The sequence below is a fragment of the Georgenia faecalis genome (genome assembly GCF_003710105.1).
In the GTDB taxonomy this organism is placed as follows: Bacteria; Actinomycetota; Actinomycetes; order Actinomycetales; family Actinomycetaceae; genus Georgenia_A; species Georgenia_A faecalis.
In genome coordinates this window covers 503,909-525,159 of the sequence record NZ_CP033325.1, presented here as the reverse complement: position 1 = coordinate 525,159, position 21,251 = coordinate 503,909, and the positions used below count along the sequence as shown (strand labels likewise).

19 protein-coding genes are annotated in these 21,251 nt (G+C 74.5%); 3 read left to right on the top strand and 16 right to left on the bottom strand.

Annotation, left to right across the window (positions count from 1 at the left end; genetic code table 11):
• Positions 1 to 91 precede the first annotated feature (91 nt).
• Complete coding sequence (locus EBO36_RS02180; protein ID WP_122823177.1) at positions 92 to 1,552, bottom strand: NCS2 family permease; 1,461 nt, start codon at positions 1,550 to 1,552, stop codon at positions 92 to 94.
• A 97-nt stretch (positions 1,553 to 1,649) separates the two neighbouring features.
• On the opposite strand from EBO36_RS02180, the gene EBO36_RS02175 reads away from it, so the two are divergent.
• Positions 1,650 to 2,024, top strand: coding sequence for a DUF2530 domain-containing protein (locus EBO36_RS02175; RefSeq protein WP_164471301.1), 375 nt, complete (start codon positions 1,650 to 1,652; stop codon positions 2,022 to 2,024).
• A complete protein-coding gene (locus EBO36_RS02170) occupies positions 2,021 to 2,965 on the top strand; it encodes a phosphoglycerate dehydrogenase (protein ID WP_122823176.1) in 945 nt (314 codons plus the stop codon). The genes EBO36_RS02175 and EBO36_RS02170 overlap by 4 nt, the downstream gene beginning before the upstream one ends.
• A 3-nt stretch (positions 2,966 to 2,968) precedes the next feature.
• On the opposite strand, the gene EBO36_RS02165 is transcribed toward EBO36_RS02170, so the two are convergent.
• Positions 2,969 to 3,985 carry a hypothetical protein gene (locus EBO36_RS02165; protein WP_122823175.1) on the bottom strand — a complete coding sequence of 339 codons (1,017 nt, stop codon included), beginning with the start codon at positions 3,983 to 3,985 and terminating at the stop codon, positions 2,969 to 2,971.
• A 140-nt stretch (positions 3,986 to 4,125) separates the two neighbouring features.
• On the opposite strand from EBO36_RS02165, the gene EBO36_RS02160 reads away from it, so the two are divergent.
• Entirely contained in the window at positions 4,126 to 4,686 is a 561-nt protein-coding gene (locus EBO36_RS02160; RefSeq protein ID WP_122823174.1) for a GNAT family N-acetyltransferase, read from the top strand.
• Between the two features lie 244 nt (positions 4,687 to 4,930).
• On the opposite strand, the gene EBO36_RS02155 is transcribed toward EBO36_RS02160, so the two are convergent.
• From EBO36_RS02155 to EBO36_RS02085, 14 genes are all read right to left on the bottom strand, one after another.
• Complete coding sequence (locus EBO36_RS02155; RefSeq protein ID WP_127573447.1) at positions 4,931 to 5,506, bottom strand: hypothetical protein; 576 nt, start codon at positions 5,504 to 5,506, stop codon at positions 4,931 to 4,933.
• A 113-nt stretch (positions 5,507 to 5,619) separates the two neighbouring features.
• The gene (locus EBO36_RS02150) at positions 5,620 to 6,336 is read right to left on the bottom strand and encodes a hypothetical protein (RefSeq protein WP_122823172.1); all 717 of its coding nucleotides are present in this window, start codon (positions 6,334 to 6,336) and stop codon (positions 5,620 to 5,622) included.
• A gap of 4 nt (positions 6,337 to 6,340) precedes the next feature.
• Entirely contained in the window at positions 6,341 to 8,860 is a 2,520-nt protein-coding gene (locus EBO36_RS02145) for a hypothetical protein (protein ID WP_122823171.1), read from the bottom strand.
• Positions 8,857 to 9,174: a hypothetical protein gene (locus tag EBO36_RS02140; RefSeq protein ID WP_122823170.1), complete on the bottom strand. Its 318-nt coding sequence runs from the start codon at positions 9,172 to 9,174 to the stop codon at positions 8,857 to 8,859. The genes EBO36_RS02145 and EBO36_RS02140 overlap by 4 nt, the downstream gene beginning before the upstream one ends.
• 90 nt (positions 9,175 to 9,264) lie before the next feature.
• On the bottom strand, positions 9,265 to 10,629 hold the full coding sequence (locus tag EBO36_RS02135; RefSeq protein ID WP_122823169.1) for a S8 family serine peptidase: 1,365 nt from the start codon (positions 10,627 to 10,629) through the stop codon (positions 9,265 to 9,267).
• Positions 10,626 to 11,981 (bottom strand): type VII secretion protein EccB, encoded by a 1,356-nt coding sequence (gene eccB / locus EBO36_RS02130; protein ID WP_122823168.1) that lies wholly within the window; start codon positions 11,979 to 11,981, stop codon positions 10,626 to 10,628. Before eccB ends, EBO36_RS02135 begins: the two co-directional genes overlap by 4 nt.
• Positions 11,982 to 12,019: 38 nt before the next feature.
• Complete coding sequence (locus EBO36_RS15210) at positions 12,020 to 12,958, bottom strand: hypothetical protein (RefSeq protein WP_164471300.1); 939 nt, start codon at positions 12,956 to 12,958, stop codon at positions 12,020 to 12,022.
• Positions 12,959 to 13,020: 62 nt separating this feature from the next.
• Positions 13,021 to 14,385: a type VII secretion integral membrane protein EccD gene (gene eccD, locus EBO36_RS02120; RefSeq protein WP_122823167.1), complete on the bottom strand. Its 1,365-nt coding sequence runs from the start codon at positions 14,383 to 14,385 to the stop codon at positions 13,021 to 13,023.
• Positions 14,382 to 16,460 carry a hypothetical protein gene (locus EBO36_RS15840; protein ID WP_164471299.1) on the bottom strand — a complete coding sequence of 693 codons (2,079 nt, stop codon included), beginning with the start codon at positions 16,458 to 16,460 and terminating at the stop codon, positions 14,382 to 14,384. The genes eccD and EBO36_RS15840 overlap by 4 nt, the downstream gene beginning before the upstream one ends.
• A complete protein-coding gene (locus EBO36_RS02105; protein WP_164471298.1) occupies positions 16,457 to 17,965 on the bottom strand; it encodes a S8 family serine peptidase in 1,509 nt (502 codons plus the stop codon). Before EBO36_RS02105 ends, EBO36_RS15840 begins: the two co-directional genes overlap by 4 nt.
• 93 nt (positions 17,966 to 18,058) lie before the next feature.
• On the bottom strand, positions 18,059 to 18,655 hold the full coding sequence (locus tag EBO36_RS02100) for a hypothetical protein (RefSeq protein WP_122823164.1): 597 nt from the start codon (positions 18,653 to 18,655) through the stop codon (positions 18,059 to 18,061).
• Positions 18,652 to 18,942 carry a WXG100 family type VII secretion target gene (locus EBO36_RS02095; RefSeq protein WP_122823163.1) on the bottom strand — a complete coding sequence of 97 codons (291 nt, stop codon included), beginning with the start codon at positions 18,940 to 18,942 and terminating at the stop codon, positions 18,652 to 18,654. Before EBO36_RS02095 ends, EBO36_RS02100 begins: the two co-directional genes overlap by 4 nt.
• Positions 18,943 to 18,979: 37 nt before the next feature.
• Positions 18,980 to 19,303: a WXG100 family type VII secretion target gene (locus EBO36_RS02090; protein ID WP_164471297.1), complete on the bottom strand. Its 324-nt coding sequence runs from the start codon at positions 19,301 to 19,303 to the stop codon at positions 18,980 to 18,982.
• A 396-nt stretch (positions 19,304 to 19,699) separates the two neighbouring features.
• Complete coding sequence (locus EBO36_RS02085) at positions 19,700 to 21,148, bottom strand: hypothetical protein (protein WP_122823161.1); 1,449 nt, start codon at positions 21,146 to 21,148, stop codon at positions 19,700 to 19,702.
• Positions 21,149 to 21,251: the final 103 nt, after the last annotated feature.

Here is a 21,251-nt window from a genome sequence, read left to right as displayed (position 1 = left end):
CGACGCCGGAACGACGACAGGGGCCGGGTGGCCGGGGGACCCCCCCGCCACCCGGCCCCTCTCGCGTGCGGGTCGGTCGACGCGCTCCGGCTCAGACGCCGAGCAGCTGCTGGATCGGCCCGAGCGCGAAGTAGACGACGAACAGGGCCGCCACGACCCACATGAGCCAGTGGACCTGCCGGGCGCCGCCCTTGCGGGCTGCCGTGAGGATCACCCAGGCGATGAAGCCGGCGCCGATGCCCACGGTGATGGAGTAGGCGAACGGCATGAGGATGATCGTGAGGAACGCCGGGATGGCGATCCCCAGGTCCCGCCAGGAGATCTCGGTGACCTGCTGCATCATGAGGAAACCGACGATGACGAGCGCCGGGGTCGCCGCCTCGTAGGGGACGAACGCGGCCAGCGGCGCGAGGAACGTCGCGAGCAGGAACGCGACGCCCGTGACAACGGGCGCGAGGCCGGTGCGGGCGCCGTCGCCCACGCCGGTCGCGGACTCGATGTAGCTGGTGTTCGAGGAGACGCCCGCGGCGCCACCGGCCGCCGCCGCGACGGAGTCGACGATGAGGATCTGGCGGGTGCGCGGCGGGTTGCCGTCGGAGTCGAGGAGGTCCGCCTCCGCGCCGATGGCGACCATCGTGCCCATCGTGTCGAAGAAGTCGGCGAGCATGATGGAGAAGATCAGCAGGAGGGCGGCGACGACGCCGACCTTCCCGAACGCCCCGAAGAGCGAGAACTGGCCGAGCGTGCCGAAGTCCGGGGTCGAGACGGGCGAGCCGTCGATCGTCGGGATCGTCAGGCCCCAGCCACCGGGGTTGTCCTCGTCGAGCAGCCCGAGGTGTGCCACGGCCTCGACGACCGCCGCGAGCACCGTCGCGACGATGACCCCGATGAGGATGGCGCCCCGGACCTTGCGGACCATGAGGACCATGATCGTGAAGAGGCCGACGACGAAGACCAGCGCCGGCCACCCGACGAGCGACCCGCCGACGCCGAGCTGCAGCGGCGTGCCGCCCGGACGCACGATGCCCGCGTTGACGAGCCCGATGAGCGCGATGAACAGACCGATGCCCACCGAGATGGCGACCTTGAGCTCCTGCGGGACCGCGCGGAAGACGGCCTCCCGCAGCCCGGTGAGGACGAGGATGAGGATGATGATGCCCTCGAGGACGATGAGGCCCATGGCGTCCGCCCACGTCATGCCGGGCATCCCGACGATGGTGTAGGCGAGCAGCGCGTTGATGCCGAGGCCGGCCGCGAGCGCGAGCGGGAACCGTCCGACGACGCCCATGAGGATCGACATGATCCCCGCGACGAGCGCGGTACCGGCCGCGACGGCGGCGAGGTTCGGGCCGTCCGTCCCCCCGCCGAGGAACGCTCCGGTGCTGTCCGGGGTGGAGAGGATGAGGGGGTTGAGCACGAGGATGTAGCACATCGCGAAGAACGTGACGATGCCGCCACGCACCTCGCGGCCTACGGTGGAGCCGCGCTCCGTGATCCCGAAGTATCGGTCGATCCTGCTGCGCTCAGGGCGGGTCTGCGTCGCGGTGGGCATGGCGCGAATGGTGCCAGAGCGACGCCCCGTCCGCGTAGCCCATCTCACGACCTTTGGCACCCTCGTCGGCGGCGCGACGGTCCCTTATGATCACGGGATGCGGCCGCGGCGGACCATCCCCGACGACCTGCCGCCCATGAGAGTGAACACCGTGACCATGGTGGTCACCGGCATCGGCGTCTGGGTCGCCGTCCTCATCGCGTCCGTCGTCATGCGTCTCATGGGCCTGTCCATCCCGGCACGGACCGTCGAGGTGTGCGTCGCCGGCGTCGTGCTCGGTCTGCTGGCCCTCGCCTGGGCGGTCCCCCAGCGCCGGCGTGACGTGCGTGCCGAGGCCGCGCGGCGGAGCGGGGAGTCCACGCCGGGGGCCGACCGCCGTGCACCCGCGGCCGGCTCCGGCGACGATGGGCCGCGCGACCGCCGGCCCGGCGCGCGCCCGCCGCACGCCCTCCCCGAGGAGCACCACCCGTGAAGATCCTCCTGCCGGACAACACCCCGCTCGACCCCGACCTGCCGCCCGGCGTCGAGGCCGTGCGCTACAGCCCCTCGAAGCCCGTCCCGCCCGAGCACCACGACGCCGAGATCCTCGTCTCGTGGGGCCAGAGCGGCAGCGGCAGCCTCGCCGACACCGCACAAGCGCTCACCCGGCTCCGCTGGGTGCAGTCGCTGGCGGCCGGCCCCGACGCGGTCCTCGCCGCGGGCTTCGCGGACGACGTGATCATCACGTCCGGGCGCGGCCTGCACGACCGCACGGTCGCCGAGCACGCGCTCGCGCTCACCCTCGCCGGGCTCCGACGCTTCCCCGAGCTCGCCGAGGCCCGGCGGGAGCACCGCTGGGCCCGCGAGGTCGGCGGCGTCCAGGCCCTGCACCCCGCCGACCGGGTGACCACCCTCCTCGGCGCCCACGTCCTCATCTGGGGCTTCGGCGGCATCGGCCGCACGCTCGCCCGCTACCTGGACGCCCTTGGCGCCCACGTGCGCGGCGTGGCCCGGTCCGCCGGTGAGCGCGACGGCTTCCCCGTCGTGGCCGAGGACGACGTCGACGAGGAGCTGCGCAACGCGGACGTCCTCGTGCTGATCCTGCCCTCCTCCCCCGACACGGACCACGTCCTCGACGCCGAGCGGCTGGCCCTGCTGCCGTCGCGCGCGTGGGTGATCAACGTGGGGCGCGGGTCGACGGTCAACGAGGCGGCGCTGGTCGCCGCCCTCGAGGCCGGGACGCTCGGCGGCGCCGGGCTGGACGTCTTCGAGACCGAGCCGCTGCCGGCGGACTCACCGCTGTGGGACGCGCCGAACGTCATCATCAGCCCGCACTCCGCCGGGGGCCGCCCCGTGGGCGTGGACGAGCTGCTCAGCGAGAACCTCGCCGCGTTCGTCGCCGGCAAGCCGCTGCGCAACGTCATCGAGCGGTAGCCCTCACGCGGCCGGCGCTCCCCCGCCGGCCTCCTCGATCACGGCCTCGGCCCGCCAGTTCTCCGCCGTCTGCAGGCCCCAGAACACCGTGAAGAGGACGACGAGGACGAGCTCCGCGGTGAAGACCGTCGCCGACCAGGCCTCCCGGTCCGCCCACCACGTCACCAGGTAGTAGGCACCGGCGGCAACGAGCGTGAGGGCCATGAGCGCGCTGATGGCGCGGTAGCAGCGGGCGTAGGCCGCGGCGGGCATGAGCGGGACGCCCTGCCGAGCGGCCACCCGTCGGCCGTTGACGTACGCCAGCGCGGCGGTGCACGCGAAGAACGCGACGGCCGCCGCGTAGTGCCCCACGGCGAGGAAGGCGTCCCGGGCGAGCCAGAAGGAGACGGCCGCCGCGGCCCAGACGAGCGACGCGGTGACGAGCGGTCCCCAGGCAGCGAAATCGCGCCAGGGCCAGCCGCGGGCCGCCCCGACGACTGCACCCACGACGGTGGCCGCGAGGACCAGGGCGCCGACGACGATGAGCGCGAGGACGCTGGACTCGACGCTCTCGGCGGCCCCCGGCGGCAGGCACCGGGTGGCGCCCGCGGGGCACCCGCCGTCGGCGCGGTCCGCGGCGACCGGCGTCGGCACCAGGGCGACGACCGGTGCGAGCATCCCGGCGACGGTGAGGAGGGTCTCCTCCCACCCGCGCCGGCCGCGGATCGCGAGGAGCACCACCCCCGTGGCGACGAGGGACCCCACGAGCACGTCGCGCACCGGCGAGTAGTAGTACCCGCTGATGGAGCCGAAGCGCTCCCGGCCGCCGTCGGCCAGGATCTCGGTCGCGAGTGCGACGAGGAGCAGGACCGCGAGCGCCACGACGGCCAGGCGCAGGTGCCGGTAGGTCGTCCCGGCCACGTCGGCGACGACGACGGCGCGGGGCGCCGTCCCCGGCACGCCCGTGGCGCCGCTGGCCGGCGTCCGCGGGTGACGGGCCCCCGTGGCACCGCCCGCGGTGGTCCTCGACCCCTTGGCCATGGGACCACCCTGTCGCGCGCGAGGCCGGCCCGCGAGGCGACGACGGCAACACCGGCGACCGCGGCGCGCCGGGGAGGACCGCACTCGCACGGCGACGCCGGGCCCTTCCCCGGGTCGGCGCGGACCCCTACTGTGCCGACATGGCGACGCAGGTGCGCCCCGCCGTCGGGCGCTTCGAGGACTTCGCGCTGGTGGTCGGGACGAAACGGGCCGACGCCGGCGGCTGCTGGTGCATGAGCTACCGCGACTCGCGCGTGCCCAACCTCGCGCGCCCGGAGTACATGCGCGCCGAGTGCGCCACCGAGCCGGGGCCCGGGGTGCTCGCCTACGTCGACGACGACGTCGCGGGCTGGTGCTCGGTGGCGCCGCGCGGGACGTACCGGCGGCTCATGCGCTCCCGCACGCTTCCGCTCCTCGAGGGGCCCGAGCCGTGGAGCGTCGTGTGCTTCGTCGTGCGGCCGGGGTACCGCCGTCGGGGGCTCATGCACGAGCTCCTCGCCGGCGCGGTCGAGCACGCCCGGGCGCACGGCGCCGAGGTGGTGGAGGGCTACCCGATCGAGAAGGGCGGCGACAAGGTCGACGTCATCTCCGGGTACGTGGGCACCGTGGAGGCGTTCGAGCGAGCAGGGTTCCACCGGGCCGCGCCCACGACGGGGCACAGCGGGCACCGGCCGCGCTGGCTCATGCGCCGCGAGCTCTGACCGACGGCGACTGCCTCAGCCGACGCCGGTGGCGCGGTCCAGCAGCGGCTGCCAGTCCCCCCGGGCCGAGCGGAACCAGGGTGCCCTCGCACGGTTAGACCCAGGCCGTCACGTCGTGGAGCGTGGCCCCGGAGGACAACCGCTCCGCGCCCTTCCCGACCAGGTCGCGCAGGGCCCCGAGCGTGGCGGCGTAGTAGCCCGAGGACGGCACGCCGGCCCCGATGGGCTCGCTGTGTCGACCCGCTCACCCGCCCGCCTCGAGAAGGCGGGCGAGGTCCTCGACCGCGAACGGGCGCGCCTGCCCCTGCCAGTCGACCAGGCCGGCCGTCATGCTCTGCATCTGCTCCCCGATCTCCGCGAGCCGCTCCTGTGAGATCTCGCCAGGAAGGCCGTCGGGGATGTAGAGCGCCGTCTCGGCGATCGCGGGTTGCTCCTCGTCCGGGCCGAGGACGGTCCACGTGACGACGTACTCGCCGTGGCGATAGACGCCGTCACCGAGCTCGACGGTGCTGCCGTCGGCCACGAGCCGCCCACCTTCGCCGATCACGGGAAGGATGCGCCGGTGCCCCATGTCACCGTCGCCGATCACGCCGCCGTTGATGGCACGAATCGTCGCGACGGTGGTGTACTCCCGGCCGTCCGCCCAGTAGAGGGTGCACTCCCGGGTCGTCCGGGTGCGGGACATCTGCCCGCTCTGGCGCACGCGCTCGGTCTGGTCCGCGCCCACGAGAGCCGCGACGTCCTCCTCCGTGAGTACCGCGCACCAACCGCCCTCCTGCGACGGCGAGGAGTTCGGGATGACCTCGTCAGCGGGCGGCACCGACGAGCATCCCGCCAGCGCGAGCACGGCCAGCGCGACGGCGGCGCGCCTGCCCGGGCGGCCGTGGCCGCTCCTGGTTGGAACTTCTGCATGATCACGAGCAGGAGGCATGGTCAGTCGGCGAAGACGAGGTCGACGAGGGGCTGCCAGTCCTCGGCGCCGAGCGGACGGGCCTCGCCGGCGCAGGGGTACTGGTTGGCCCAGTGCATCCGTTCGGTGAGGACCTCTCCCAGCTGGGCGAGCTCCTCCCCGGTGAGCGGCTCGCCCTCCGGTGCCGGGCTCAGGGACACCGCCCCGGTGAGCACCGTCGGCAGCGGGGCGCCGTCCCGCACCGGGCGGTCCTCCGCGTCCGCGGACGTCGGCGCACACGCCTGGAACACGTGGAGGCTGTCGTCGCTGCTCTGGAGGTAGACCCCGGGGCGAAGCTCCTCCACCTCCCCGCCGGCGAGGCGCTCTCCGTCCTCCCCCAGGAGGTTGCGCAGGTTCGTCAGCGAGTCCACGGACGAGTCCCCCCAGCGGAAGTTCACGTAGGCGGACGCGAGCCTCACCGGCTCGTCCCCGTCCGCCCACACCACCTCGCAGTTCTGCCCTACCGACGCGTCGGGGCCGATGGCGCCGGTCTCCCGCACCCGGTCGAGGTCGCCCGCGCCGAGCAACGTCCCCACCTGGTCCGCCGTGAGCACCTGGCACCACCGGTCCCCGGCGGGCAGGTGCGCGCCGAAGTCGATGACCTCCTCCGGCGTGGGGGCGGAGGAGCACCCCGCCACGCCGACTGCGACAGCGGCGGCGGCGCTCAGGCCCAGCGCACGCTCGCCGACCCGGTACCTCATCCGCTCACCCGCCCGCTTTGTAGTCGTCCTCAGCCCGCACGGAGCCGGACCCGACGGCCTCCTCGATCTGGTCGGTGAGCTCGCGGATCACGCCGGCACCACCATCCGGCTCGCGGAGGTAGTGGTCGAAGAAGGCCGCCTGCCGGTCGGGGTCCGCGAGGATCTCCTCGATGGGCATGAGCTGGCCGTCCCGGACGAAGGTCTGAGAGTCGGAGAGCCCGCGATCCGCGGCCCAGGTCACCGGGTCCTTGCCCTCCTCCCACGCCCCGTTCTCGATGACCGCCATCGTGGCCTGGTCCTCGAGCAGCTTCCGGACGTTCTGACCGACCTCGGCCTCGCTCACCTCCTGGCGCGTGGCGTGGTCGGTGTCGATGATCCGGTCGAGGATGGCGTCGGTCCCGAGCCCGTAGGCGGCGTCGGCCACGCCCCCCACGACGGGGATGCTGCCCACGGGAACGAGGCCCGCGCCAGAGTCGAGCACCTCACGGAGGTACTCGTTGTAGGCGTCCTGCGCCTCGGCCGACTCCACCCGCCCGTGGCCGGCACTCTCGGTGAGGTGGACGAGGAAGCCGGCCCCGCGGTCCATGGCGACCATCGGGTCTCCGTCGGGGCTGGCGTACCCCTCGTGGAGCGCCGTGGCGTTGTGCGCCAGGGCGGCGTTGAACACCCGCTGGAGCGCCGGCGGGTTGTCCCGGGCGTCCGGGTTGTCGGAGGTGACCACCTCGTCGGGACGGTCGAGGGCGAGGTCGCCGAACATCTGCGCGAAGTGGTCGCTGGTCTCCTCGTCGAAGTTGACCCGGTACGAGGTCGGGTCGCCCGCGCGACCCAGCTCCTCGCTGAAGGGGCTATTGCTGACGTCGGGGCTGTCGGTGGCCCGGATGAAGTCCTCGATGTGCGCGCTGATGACGTCCGCGGTGCCCGTGCGCCCCTCGGCGAACGCGTTGTCGGTCATCTTCTCGCCGTTGGCGAACTCCCCGGACCCGACGGTGTCGACGTAGGCGTTGAGGTACTGCGCGGCGAGCGCTGTGCTGGCCTCGTCGCTCCGGTCGGTGCCGTACTCCGCGACCGTCTCGGCGAGCAGCTTCCCCCCGTCGGGGAACGGCATGCGCGTCTCCATCGAGCCGCCCCGCTCGCGCACGAGGTAGTCGACGATCGACTGGTCCCCGTTCTTGGCCGAGACGTCCGACATGAGCAGGGCCTGGGTGGTCTCCTCGTGCTGGGACGCGGACTCGAGGAGCGCCCAGACCGGGTCATTGGCGTGGAAGGCCCGCATGGAGTCGCGGTCGCCGTAGTCGAAGAAGTCGGGCCCCGTCATCCCCGTCGGCCCGTGGTTGAACGAGCGGTAGTCCTCGTAGCCCCCGTTCTCCCGGTCCCACTCCACGAGGTCGACGCCGACATGCTCCATGAAATCGACGCCCGGGCTGACGCCGGCCTGGGTAGCGGCCGCGAGCAGCTGGCCCTGCGCCCAGTAACCGTCGAAGTGACCGCCGGCGAAGCTGTCGTTGGCGAACTCGTAATCGGTTCGGCCGGACTCGGTGAGAGAGGGGAACCAGACCTCGTCCCGCCACTCGTTGATGCCCTCGAAGTTGTACCCGTGCGGGTCCACGTCCCCCTCGGCGGGGCCGGACGCCGTGGCGTACATGGTGCCGAGCATGCTCAGGAGAGCCTGCTGCTGGTCGCCCAGCTTGTCGTCCTGCCCCGCCAGCGAGGCGTTCACGATCGCGAGGTCGGTGAAGGTCTCCATGAGACCCTCGGCCTCGAGCTCGGACATGACGGCCTGCGCGAAGTACGGGTCGTCGGCGTACTGCTCGTACTCCTCGAGGAAGGCGGCGATCTTGTCGGGGTCGTTCGACTCGACGACCTTGCGCAGGTCGTCCGCGAGCTCGGGAGCCACGTCCTTGGCGAGCTCGCTCATCGCCTCGCCACCGGACAGGGGCAGGTCGCGCAGCAGGTGCGCACCGACCTCGTTGCGGCTGTCGGCGTTGCCCTCGGGGACGACGAGGTCGCACTGGCCGCGGACCGTCGTGGCCGCGGTCTTCCCCGCCGCGGTCAGCTCGTCCATGGCGTCGGTGTACAGCCGCTTGAGCCGCTCGTGCTCGGCGTCACGGTCGTCGGCGGCCTTGTCGGCCACGGCCTGCTTGTCGAAGCCCTCCTCGTCGGGCTCGTTGCGGAGCCGGCGGACCAGCGTCGTGTAGGTCTCCTGGGCCTCGTCCCACTTCCGCTGCCACCGCCGCACCTTCTCGATCGTGGTGGCGAGCTTCTCGCCGTACGTCGTCAGCGCGGTGCCGATCGTGGGGAGCCGGTCGCTCGCGCTCGTCAGCCGCGCCCGCAGCGTGTTCGCCTCGGCGGCCCGTGACTCGGCGGCGCCGCCCTTCCAGCTGGAGCTGATGACGGGCGAGCTCGCGCCGTGCTGGGCGATGAGGGTCTGGTCGACGCGGGAGTCGACCCGGACGAGGTCGCTGCTCACCGCGGTGAGGGACCCGGGGGTCCCCTCCGGGAGCGGGAGGGCGGTGGCGCCGCTCATCGAGGCATTCCCATCCGGCCGTAGAGCGACGAGCTCTCGGCCTCGTTGTTGTCGTATCGGGACGCCGCGACCGACTCGGAGGAGCCGAGGATCGCCGTCGCGTCGGAGAACTCCCAGAACACGTTCCGGAACAGGCTCAGCGCGTACTCCATGGCCTCTGTGAGGTCCGGGGAGTCGGCCGCCCCGGCGGCGGCCGGGGCGTTGCACTGGTTGAGGTCGGCAGCCGCACCGTTGAGCTCGGCCGCGTCCGTCCAGTCCCTGTTCGCCTGGACCCGGAGGTCCCCTGCCTCGACCTCGTACCCGTCACCTGCCACGACGCGACCTCCTTGTTAGGACGACTGCTCTACTGGTGATGATCATGGAGACCCCCGGCGCCGAGCGCCAGCGTTTGCGCACGGTGTCCGTCATCCGGGCACCTCGATGCGTCCGCGGTGGGTGCCGCGCCCCAGGGTCCGGACCATCGCGAGCACCGCCACGAGCGCCACGCCACCGACGGCGAGCAGGAGCCCTGAGTCCCGCGCGGGCGCCCACGGGTCCACCGGCGGCGACGCCACCGGCGGGGCGGTGGCCTCGGACACGTCCTTCACGGGCGGGTGCCCCGGGACGGCCGGGCCCGGCCGGTCGGGGTCGACGGTCATGGTGAGCGCGTCGTAGGGAGCGAGCGCGCCCCAGCCGACGGCGTCGTCCCGCACGGCCTGCTGCGGCCGCTCCGCCGACATCATGATCCGGTGCGCCCACATCTCGGCGCCCTCGTCGGGGAACTCCTCCGCGAGCAGCGCAGCGGTCGCAGCGACGTACGGGACGGCGTAGCTCGGCGCGGGTTCCTCCCCGAGGTAGCAGTCGAGCAGCCCGCGGTAGGCCGTGGCCACCTGCTGCCCGGGCGCCGCGACGTCGACGTGCTCCCCGGTGAAGTTGCGAGCGGACGGCTGCCCGAAGACGTCGACGGCGGTGACGCCGAGGACGCCGGGGAACCCGGCCGGGTAGTGCACGCCACCCGGGTCACCCTCGGCGGCCGTCTCGAAGCTGCCCGCGCTGGCGACGACGAGGATGCCCTTGCCGACGGCGTAGGCGACGGCCTCCGCGAGGCGCGGGTCGGGGTCGAGGACGCTCATCGACACGGCGATGACCTGGACGCCGGCGTCCGCCGCCCACCGGATGCCGGCGGCGAGCCGGCCGGTGTCGGGGAGCAGGTCGACGCTGTCCTCGCTCGTCTCGACGACGGCGCCGAAGACCTGCACGGGCACGATCGTCGCGTACGGGGCGAGGCCCACGACCTCCGACGTCGAGTCCTCCACGGGCCGCGCGGCGATGATGCCGGCGACGGCGGTGCCGTGCCCGGAGGGGTCAGCCCAGCCCCGCGGGTCGTAGGCGTTGACGTACTCCTCGGCCAGTGAGGCGGGCAGCAGGGACGTGCCGGCCTCGTAGGCGGGCCCGGTCGGCCCCTCGGTGGTGAAGTGCGGGTTCGCGACGTTGATCCCCGAGTCGACGACGGCGACCCGCACCCCGCGGCCCGCCGCGCGGGACCACAGCCGGCTGGCGTCGTAGCCGTCAAGGGCCACCGGCCGGCTGCTGATGGCGTACCCGCCCTCCTGGTCGCAGGTCTGCGAGGAGTCGGCGTCGCCGACGGCGTCCACCGCCGGGCGGGCCGCCGTCGGCACAGGAACGCCGGCCGTCGCCGGCGTCGCGGGCGTTCCCGCCAGCCCCGCGAGGGGCAGGAGCACCCCGAGCGCCGCGGCCGCGGCGCCGAGCCGACGGGCGGTCCTCCTCACGACCCGGTTCCGGCCAACGTGCGGGAGACCGCGGCGCGCGCCGCTTCCGCGTTGAGCTCGGGGCCGTCACCGAGCAGCGCGAGCCACGGCGCCGGCACCTGGACCAGGTCGACGTCGGCGTAGCCGAGCCGGGCGAGCGTCTCCGCGGACGGGTCGCTGACCTCGAAGCGGGTGGCGGTCTGGTCGACGAGGAACACCGGTCCGACGCCGGTGCCCGTGCTGCTCATCCGGACGAGCGCCCCGCTGCCGGGCGCGACCGTCACCCGGCGCCCGCCGAACATCTCGGCGGTCGCCGGCACGGTCGCGAAGGCGGTGGTGGCCCGGCGCTCACTCGTCTGGAGGACGGCGCAGGGCCGCTCGGTCGTCGTCTCGGGCAGCGCCGTCGGCCAGTTCTCCGGCGGGTAGGGGTTGGTGTCGTTCGCGACCGTGTCGAGGTCGGCGTTGGTCACCTCGATCTCGTTGCCCAGGCCGGACGGTGCCTGCACCGAGTACAGCGCCGCCGCGAACTCCGAGATCGGCGCAGCGCCGGCGCGCGTGAGGATCGACGGCGCCCCGCCGACGTCGGTGTTGCGCACCAGCTGACCCACGCTCTTCGCGGAGCCGACCGCCTGCGGGAGCGTCTCGCCGAAGCCGGCGATCCGCTCGAAGGGCCACTGCAGCGCGGTCCCTGCGGTGTACAGGTCGACGAAGGTCCCCGACGCGGGGACAGCCGGCACGGTGTCGAGGGCCAGCACCCGGCGGACGTTGGCCTGCCCCTCGAGCGGGATGGCGTACCGCACGCCCCCGGCGACGAGCACCTGGCCCCCCTCGTGCTCGAGGACCACGGCGGCGGCCGGGTCGGGCTCGAGGGTGACGGCAGGGTCGACGGCAAGGTACGTGGCCCCGGTGGGCGCGAGGCAGGACGTCCACCCGGTCTGCAGGAGCTGCGCGGGTCCGGGAAGGTCGTCGGGCGCTCCGAGGATGCCGATGGTGGCGCCGCGCGGCGCGGCCGCCACCGCGTCGTCGGGGACGATCTCGACCCGGAACCCGGACTCCGCGGGCAGCTGCAGGCGCGCGGACGTCGTGTTGATGACCGGGAAGAGGGTGCCCTCGAGCGCGAGGAAGCGCTCCCCGCTCTCCTCGGTGATGACGACGCCCTGCTGGTCCCAGTCCTCGGGCAGCCCGGGGCTGAGCAGCCCGCTCACGGCCACGCCGGCCACCATGAGGCCGGTGAGCACGACGCCGGCCACGACCGGGCGCGCCCGGGACAGGCTCTCGACCTCCTTGCCGCGCGGGGTGCCGCTGACGAAGGCCGAGACGAGGCGCCGTCGGCTGTACTTGTGCGCCTCGATGAGTTCACGCTTGCTCGCCACCGGCTGCTTCGCGCTCCTTCCCTAGAGAAAAGCCGCCGTCAGGCGGAGTGGCGGCCGCGACGACGCGCGAGGGCGCCGAGCCCGAGCAGTCCGAGGCCGGTAGCGACGACCGCGCCGGCGGAGGAGAGCAGACCCTCGGGGCTCACGCCGGTCTGGGCGAGCTGGGGGCCCTGGGGCTGCGCAGCAGCGGCAGCGGCAGCGGCCTCCCGCTCGCGGCGGATGAGGTCGGCGCCGAGGACCCGCGAGGACGGGGCGTCGGGCACCGGCGCCGCCGTGACCTCGCGGCCGCGGACGTCACCGACCGGACCGGGCGCCGCGGGCGCCGGCTGCGAGCCGGGCTGGGCGGCCGGCGGGGGCGTGGGCTGCGGGCCGGGGCCGGGCGTCGGCTGCGGGCCGGGGGTCGGCTGCGGGCCAGGCGTGGGCTGCGGGTCCGGGGTGGGCTGCGGGTCCGGCGTCGGCTGCGGGTCCGGCGTGGGCTGCGGGTCCGGCGTCGGCTGCGGGTCCGGCGTGGGCTGCGGGTCCGGGGTGGGCTCGGGCGTCGGCTCGGGCTCGGGCTCCGGCGTCGGCTCGGGCTCGGGCTCCGGCGTCGGCTCCGGCTCGGGCTCCGGCTCGGGCTCGGGGTCCGGCGTCGGCTCGGGCTCCGGGTCCACCGGGCCCGGCGTGGGCAGGCCGGGGTCGCCCGGCTCCTCCGGCTCCGGCGTCGGCAGCCCCGGCTCGTCCTCGCACAGCTCGGGGATGGGGATGATGTCGCAGACGATGTCGCCCACCTCCCGGGGGAGCTCGCCCACGTCCGTCGTGAGGAGGAGGCGCTGGATGTCCACGGGAAGCTCGGCGATCTGCGCGTCGGTCAGCGCGAGGCCGGTGTCCGCCGTCTCCGCCTCGGTGGCGGGCGCGGCAGCAGCGCTGGGCGCGAGGAGGGTGGCGGCGGCGAACACGCCGGTCGCGGCGAGCCTCATGCCGGGGCGGGTGGAGCTCATGGGGTGGTCCTTTCGGGGGGTGGTGACGGCACGTCCGGCGGCGCGGTGGCGGGCAGTGGGGCTCATGGGAACGGGATCACTCCGAGGGCGAGGACGGTGAGGGGGACGAGGAGGAGCAGGAGGACGGACTCGCTGACATCAAGTGCGCGGGCGAGGGCGACCTCGTTGCGCGAGGGGAAGACGAACGAGACGAGCACGGCCGTCGCCGTCACGGCCACGACGATCCCGACGACCGGCACCCAGCCGGGCTCGGCGAGGATGGCCCCGACGGTCGCGGTGACGACGGCGAGCACGCCGCCGGTCACGGAGACGATGACGTCGACGGCGCGTGCGTCGCGCCGGGCCGCGAGGATGAGGAGCGCGGAGACGATCCACGTCACCGCCAGCGCCAGCGGGTTCATCGCCGCGACGACCGGGGCGGCGAGCACGTGGAGGACCACGAGCGTGAGCCGCAGGCCGTGCACGACCCGGGCCGACAGCTCGACCCGACGGCGCAGCGCCCGCTCATCGATGGGCTCGGGGTCAGCGAGGACCGCCGCCTCGGACTGCGCGGGCGGCGGGGTGGTGCGGGTGACCTGCAGCGCGTACCGCGGAAGGAGACCGGCGACGAGGACGAGCAGGGCGGTGAGGACGAGGAGTGCCTGACCGGCGTCGATGTCCGTGGTCGCGACGAGGCCGCCGACCGCTGCTCCCACGGCGCCCACGGTGACGGCGGGCAGCAGCGGCCAGCCCCGGGCGCCGAGCACCGCCAGACCGGCGGCGCCGACCGCGGCCGCGCCGAGCCCGGCCGCCACCCCCGTGGGGCCAGGACCGTCGAGCAGGCCGCCGGTCGCGGCGACGACGGCGAAGGCCACAGCGACGCCGAGGAGGACGAGCGCACCGGCGATGTCGGCGCGCACCTTGGCCAGGACCGCGCCGGCGAGGGTGGCGAGCACCGCCACCCCGGCCGCCGTCACCGTCACGAGGAGGGCGGAGAGCGGCGCCACGTGCAGCGTCCACGCGCCGAGGAGCGCGAACGTCGCAGCGACGGCGAGCACGGTGCGGCGGGAGCTCTCGGGGGTCCACCCTCCGGCCTGCTCCTCGACGACGTCGGCGATCGCCTCGACGACGTCGTCGTACACCTTGGGCGGGGCCTGGTCGACCCCCACGCTGACGCTGAGAACGGCGCCGTCACGGACGCCCTGGGCCAGCAGGCTCAGCTCGAGGTCCAGCTCGTGCCCCTCGGCCGTGTGGATCCGGTAGCCGCCATGGACCTCGTCGGGCTCGAGGACACCCAGCGTCTGGACGACGCCGGGCAGGACCTCGGCCACCGGCAGGAGGGCCGGCAGGGTGAGGTCGGCCGTGCGCGAGCGGGCCGAGACGGTGAGCCGGACGATCTCCTGCGAGGTGGCGACAGTGGGAGCCGCCGTCATGTCGATCGCGCTCACCGAATGACCCCGTCGCCGGCGAAGTCGTCGCCGTCCAGCCAGTCCTCGCCCACCTCGACGTCGGACCCGGCCTGCTCGTCCTCACGCGTGCGGGAAGACGCGCCGCCGCCGGCGCCGAAGCCGCGCCCCACGGCACCGCCTGAGCGGGTCGCGGCGCCGTTCTGGCCCGCCGAGGCGTTCGGGCCGCCCGAGGCAGCCGAGGTACCGGCGGCGCCGGGGCGGATGCCCGCTCCCCGCGCACCGGCCGCAGCCGCGCGCGTACCCGCCGCGCCCGCCCCGGCGGGGCGCGCAGCGGCCTGACCACCCGCGCCGGCGCCAGCACCGCGCGCCGCCACCTGACCACCCGCACCCGCCGTACGCGTCGCCGCACCAGCACCCGCAGGACGCGCGGCCGCACCGGCACCTGCGGGGCGCGCAGCTGCCTGACCACCCGCGCCAGCACCTGCACCGCGCGCCACCACCTGGCCACCCGCACCAGCCGTCCGCGTCGTCGCACCGGCACCCGCGGGACGTGCGGCGCCCTGACCGCCCGCACCAGCACCCGCCGTACGCGTCGTCGCGCCGGCGCCTGCACCGCGCGCCGCCACCTGACCACCCGCACCCGCCGTGCGCGTGGTCGCACCAGCACCTGCGGGGCGTGCGGCGGCCTGTCCGCCCGCACCCGCACCCACCGGACGCGCGGTCGCCTGGCCGCCAGCACCCGCACCCGCCGTGCGCGTGGTCGCACCAGCACCCGCTGGGCGCGTCCCGGCCTGACCGCCCGCACCGGCACCCGCCGGGCGCGCGGCGGCCTGACCGCCCGCACCTGCACCGGCCGTACGCGTGGTCGCCTGGCCGCCAGCACCCGCACCCGCCGGGCGCGTGGTCGGCGGTGTGCCAGCGCCTGCGCCGCCTCGGATGGCGCCGCCGGGGGACGCGACGCCTGGCCCTGCCGTTCCACCGAGCCGGGACGAGACGGGGACCGCCCCTCGGGCACCGGCCCCGCCGCCGCCGCCGAGCAGAGCTCCGCCGCCGATGAGGCCACCGAGTCCGGCCGCCGCGGCAGCCGCGCCACCGGCGAGGACCCCACCGGAGGACCCGCCTGCGCCGACTCCGTCGCCGGCCCGGACCTCGGTGACGGATGCCGACCCGCTGCCGGGCGCCGTCGGGCCGGTCACGGGCGTGACCGGGCCGTCAACGGCCGGGATCGTGCCGGGCAGTGGGATGCCGATGCGCGGCTGTTCGACGATGTCCCGCGGCACGACGGAACCGATGACGCCCGGGAAGTACGCGGGCAGGGGGGTGGCGACAACGGGTCCACCGCCGATGATCGCTCCACCGTTCTCGGGGACGAACCCGACATTGCCCGGGCCGCCGGGGATGAACCCCACAGCGACCGAGCCACCGCCCGAGCCGCCGCCCGAGCCGCCGCCCGGGCCGCCGGCCCGCGGCCCCCCGCCGGTGCCGCCGTTGGATCCACCGGACCCGGGCGGCGCGGGAGTGGGGTCGGACGTGAAGGTCGACTCGGTGTCCCCGTAGCCCAGGTCGCCGGCGATCTTGCCCGCCGACCCCTGCAACCGCTCCTGCAGAGTGGAGAAGGCCTGGCCCGCCTGCGCCTCGCGGGCCTCCTTGGCGGCCTCGTGGGAGTTGAGGGCGTGCTGGTGCGCCCGGTACGCGGGGCCGAGCGTTCCCTCCTCGGCCTCCTCGCGCGCCGTGGAGCTCATGACCGGAGGGGACCCCACGGGGGGCAACGCCTCGCGCCGGCGCTCCGCCGCCTGGTACGCCGACTGCGCTCTGTCCACCGCATCGAGGGAGGAGTCGACCTCGGCGAGCTTGGTCTCCACCGCCGCGGCGAGGCGACGGGTGGCGTCAGCCGCAGCCTGTCCGCCCGCGCTCGGGTAGGCGTCCTCGAGCTGGGGCGCGATCGTCGACGTGAGCTCGGCCTTGATGGCCTCGAGCTCGCCGCGGACCGTGGTCAGCTCGCTCCGGATGGTGGCGAGGCTCGCGTCGTCCTGGCTGAGCGACAGCAGGAGCTTGGCCTCGTTGGGGCCCATGGGTGTCCCACCGCCACCACCACCGTCGACCTGCATGTTCATGCGCCTGGCCCTTCCACTGGTGTGTTGTCGTTCTCAACGTTGGTGGTTCGTGAGGCGCGGGCCCGGGCCCACAGCGCCCCGGCGACGACGGCAGCGACGAGGACGGCGCCGACCACGATCCATCCGAGCGGCGGTCCTGCCGTCTCCTCCCGCGGGGCCGCGGCCTCCGCGGACGCCTCCTCGCGCTCCGGTGAGGGTGCGGCCGAGCTCGGGGAGGCGGATCCGGTGGCCGGCGTCCCGGGGCCGAGCGGCCAGGGCAGGCCCTGCTCGTCCTCCGCATAGGTCGGCTGCCAGAACTGCGCCTCGTCCCCCTCCCCCCGCTGGGTCATGACGGGCGGGGGAACGTCGTCGGCGAACGCCCACCGCAGGCCCCCGTAGTAGGGGTGGACGTCCGGGTAGCCGGTCGGGTCCTCGCTGAGCATGGACGTGAGGGACAGGCCACCGAATCCGTACCCCGCCGCGTACCCGAGCGCGTGGGGGTGGTTGGCGTGCCGGACCATGCTCTGGAGGACCTGGTTACCGGTCGCGTCCGGCCACTTCTCCATCACGAGGGCCAGGGCCCCGGCCGTGAACGCGGCTGAGGCGGAGGTGCCGCTGTTCATGAGGTCCGACTCCCAGCGCCCCTCCCAGAAGCCGCCGGCGGTGATGTCCACGCCGGGGACGAGAACGGTCGGCTGCCCGGAGGCGCCGGCCGTGGGGGCGAGGGCGACGGCCTGCTCCGGGTCGGTGGTGAGCGTGTCCTGCGCGGTGAGGTAGTCGACGGGTCGGCTGTCGACGGAGTTGAACTCCGCCGCCATCCCCTCGGTGTCGCCCGCCACGGCATTGACGACGCCGTCGACCGCGCCGAAGCGCGAGATCGCCTCCTCGGGCCCGCCGTTGCCTGCCGAGTTGACGAAGACGACACCGTCGCTGATGCCCTCGTTGACGACCTCCTGGAGGTCGATGTCGGCCTCCCCCACCCACTCGGAGGTGACGACGACGATGTCGGGGTCCGCGGTCAGCACCTCGCGGAGGAACTCGACGTCGTCCCGCTCCCCGTGCTGGCAGTCCAGCCCGCGGTCCCCGATGGTGTCGTAGAGGGCGTACGTGCGCAGCGTCGCGCCCGGCGCGATCCCCGCGGTACCGCGGCCGTCGGCGCGCGTCCCCTGCCCGTTGCCGACGATGAGCGCGGCCATCGACGTCGCGTGCGAGGTGACCTCGGAGATCGGTCCGGCCGGCAGCGACGGGGCACCGTCGTCCTCGCTCCATGGCTGCTCGCACCGGGTCCCGCTGGGCACGACGTCCTGGCCCTGGAGCTCGGGCGCCTCGGCGTAGATGGGGGTGTCGAGGAGGGCGACGACGACCCCTTCGCCCGTCACCTGCTCGTGCGCCTGGGTGACGCCCATGGCCTCGATCCACCACTGGCCGGCGTCGAACTGCTCGGTGGTGGCGTGCGCGGGCGCGGCGACGGCGACGGCAGCCGTCGCCAGGGCGACGGCGGTGCGCACACCCCGTCTGGTCCCCACGTTGCCCCTCACCCTCGTCGTCGCACCGCGCTCGCCGTCACGAGGCGGGTGTGCGGACCGGCCGCCGACAGTGTCGGCGACCGGTCCGCGTTGTCATCCGTACGGCCCGTTGCCACCCGTGGGCGGCGCAGGTCGGGCAGCACCCGGCCCTGGTGGCCCGTCACTGGACGGTCCACCCGGCTCACCACCGGCGGGCGCCCCGGCGTCCGGCGGACCCGCAGGCCCACTCTGGGCCGGCTGAGTCAAGTCCGCCTGCATGGTGCTCTCGGTGCGCTCCGCCGCGAGCTCCTCGGCCACCTCCGACTCGTTCGCCGTGATGAACTCGTCGGTGCTCGTCATGAGCTCGGACGACCGCTGCTCGGCCACCGTCGCGTACTGCTCCGTTGCCCGGGCGTACTGGGCCGCCGCGTCGGCCTCAGCCTCGGCGGTGTTGCCCAGGACGACCGTGAGGGCGTCGCGGAGCGTGAGCAGGTCCTCCCGTAGCTGGGCGGTCACCGTCCGGTGGTGGTCGGCCGCCAAGGTCCAGACCTCGGCGAGCGAGCGACCGGCCGGCGAGTTGCCGAACAGCTGCCCACTCGGCAGCGCCGCGGCACTGCTCGCCGCGGTCTGCCCGCGATCGATGGGGAGCCGCCCGGCGGCGGCGGCGACGGCGTCCTGGTCAATGATGACGCCGTCGTTGCCCGCGGTCACTGGAAGGTGGCAGCGTTCGCCCGCTCGGTCTCCATGGCGCCGGTACGAGCCTGCTCCACGGCCACCGGGATCTTGGCGAGCGCGTCCGCCATCTCGAGGAAGGCGCGGTCGCACCGGGCCTTGAACTGGTCGTACGCGGCGCGGGAGTCGGTGTCCTCGCCCCACTCGGCCATCGTGGAGCGGAGCTCGCCGGTGAGCTGCTCGTAACCCGAGCGCAGCTGGCTGTCGGTGGCGCGGAGCTTGGCGGCGATGGCCTCAAGCCCGGAGAACGGGATCTTCGTGGTCATGTCAGGTTCCTTTCGTATCGTCCTGTAGTCCGGGCCGTCACTGCATCCGTGTGGAGATGGGCGTGACGTTCTGGCGGAACACGGTGGTGGCGTCCTCCTCGGAGGTGGAGGCCTTGGTGTCCACGGAGGCCAGTCGGGTGGAGAAGACCTCGAACTCGCGGATGATGCGGTTGGCGTCCTCCATCCACGAGTTGGCGAGCTGGAAGAACGCGTTCGCGCCGGAACCCGTGTACTGACCCTGCAGACCGCCGACCTCGCCGTTGAGGCTGGTGAGCTGCCCGTTGAACTCGCCCTGCTTCGCGTTGACCTTCTGGGCGGCGCGTGACTGTGCGCCGATCTCCAGCTGTGTTCTGTCCGCCATGTTTCCTCCCGTGTCAGTGTGGGAACAGCCGGGTGCCATTTCCCCCGCCCGCCGTCGACGACGATAGCCCGCCGCCAGTGGAGAGACTACTGATCAACGCACTTTCCGCTCGTCAGTTTTGCGAGCGTCCATCTGGCGGACGCCAATGCCGCTCGCGACGGCCTGGTGATAGTGCGTTTCGATATCGGTTCATCCGCCCCAGGGGACGATGGGGAAGCTGAGGACGTCACCGAAGCCCTTTTCATCTCCCGCGATGATCTCGTCCGGGAGGCCGGCCACGACGGCGGCGATGTCGTACTGGCTCGTCGAGTCCTCCTGGGCCCCCGTCGTCCATCACGCTCCCTCTACGCGCGTCGTCACGCCGACCGTAGCGATCAACGCGTCGGCGGGCAGGGCTCACGCGACGAGCGCGCGCACCCACGGGACGAGGCCCGCGGCCCACACGGCCAGGGGCAGGGCGGCGGTCACGGTGAGTACCTCGAAGACGTCGGCGAGGCGCCCCAGGCCCAGGGAGGTCCAGCCCCGGCCCACCACCGGGGCGAGTAGCACGAGACCGAACGCGGCGACGGCGAGGCCGACGGCGAGGGCCAGGGCCGCGCCGTCGGGAAGCCCGGCAGCGAGCCGGACGCCGCCGGCGGCGATGGCCGCGAACCCGGCCAGCCGGAGGAGCCAACGGTCCGCGCGGTCGTAGTAGCGGCGGGCGACGAGCGCCAGCCCCGTGCCGACCGTGGCGAGGAGGATCGTCGTCGCGAGGGACGGGCCCGGCGCCGCGAGGACGAGCGTGGCGGCGCCCAGTGCGACGACGGCGAGCACACCGACGAGCACGATCCGCTGGTGCCGGGCCGCATCCCGCACCTGGCCGTCGACGTCCTCACGGACCACGTGCCGCCAGCGCGTCCGGGCGCGGCGCGGGCGCGGGGACCACGCCGTGGTGGAGAGGCGGTCGAGGTCGACGATCTCGGTGGTGTCCACGTCGACGACGACGTCGGGCAGGATCCGGGCCAACGGCACGGCGGCGGCGACCGCGACGACGGCGAGCACCGTCACCGGCCAGGACGCCACCACGGCGAGGGCGCCACCGGCGGCCGTGAGGAGGCCGGTGGTCACCAGCGTGCGGGAGATGCGGCGCGCGAGCGGGGTGACGTCACGCCCGACGACCGCACTGACGACGGCGCCCAGGGCCCCGGCGACGACGGCGAGGTGGCCGGTCCCCGCGGGCAGGGCGGGCACGAGCCCGACGGCGAGCAGCGCCGCACCCGCGGCGGCCCCGGTCGCGGCGGCCACCTGCGCGCGCACGCCGCCACCGATCCAGGACACGACCAGCGCGCCGAGGAGGAGGAGCGCACCGGGGACGGCGGCATCGCGGCCTGCACCGGGGAGCAGCACGGTGAGCACCACGAGCGCGGCGAGGACGCTGCCGGCACCGGCGGCGAGCCGTCCCGCGAGCGCGGGGCGCAGCGCGCCGGGTGCCCTTGACACGCGCACGGCACCGCCCGCGCCGGCAACGGGGCCGGGGGCCGCCGACCCGGCGAGTGCGGGGCCGCTGGCCCGGGACCCGGGGGCGTGGGCGGCGGAGTACGCCCCGCCGGAGCGCACGGCGGACGGGGCGAGACTCTCGCCGTCGACCGCCACGAGCACGGCGCCGTCGGGGATCCCGGCGGCGAGGAGCACCGTCGACCGGGACAGGCGCTCACCGCCCGGCGAGAGCGCCTCGGTGAACGGGGGCAGGCCGAGCTCGTCGAGGACGTCGCCCAGGCGGGCGCGCGCGTCGACGACGACGTCCTGGACCCGCCCGGCGCCCATGACGGAGAACCGGCGCAGCTCGATCACCGCCTGCTCGGTCATGGGCCCCCTTTCGCCCGCTCACCCTAGTGGCCCACGACGAATGCGCGCCGGGTGTTGGTCTGCGACGCACCCTATTCGGTCGCGACGCCACATATTCGCCCGC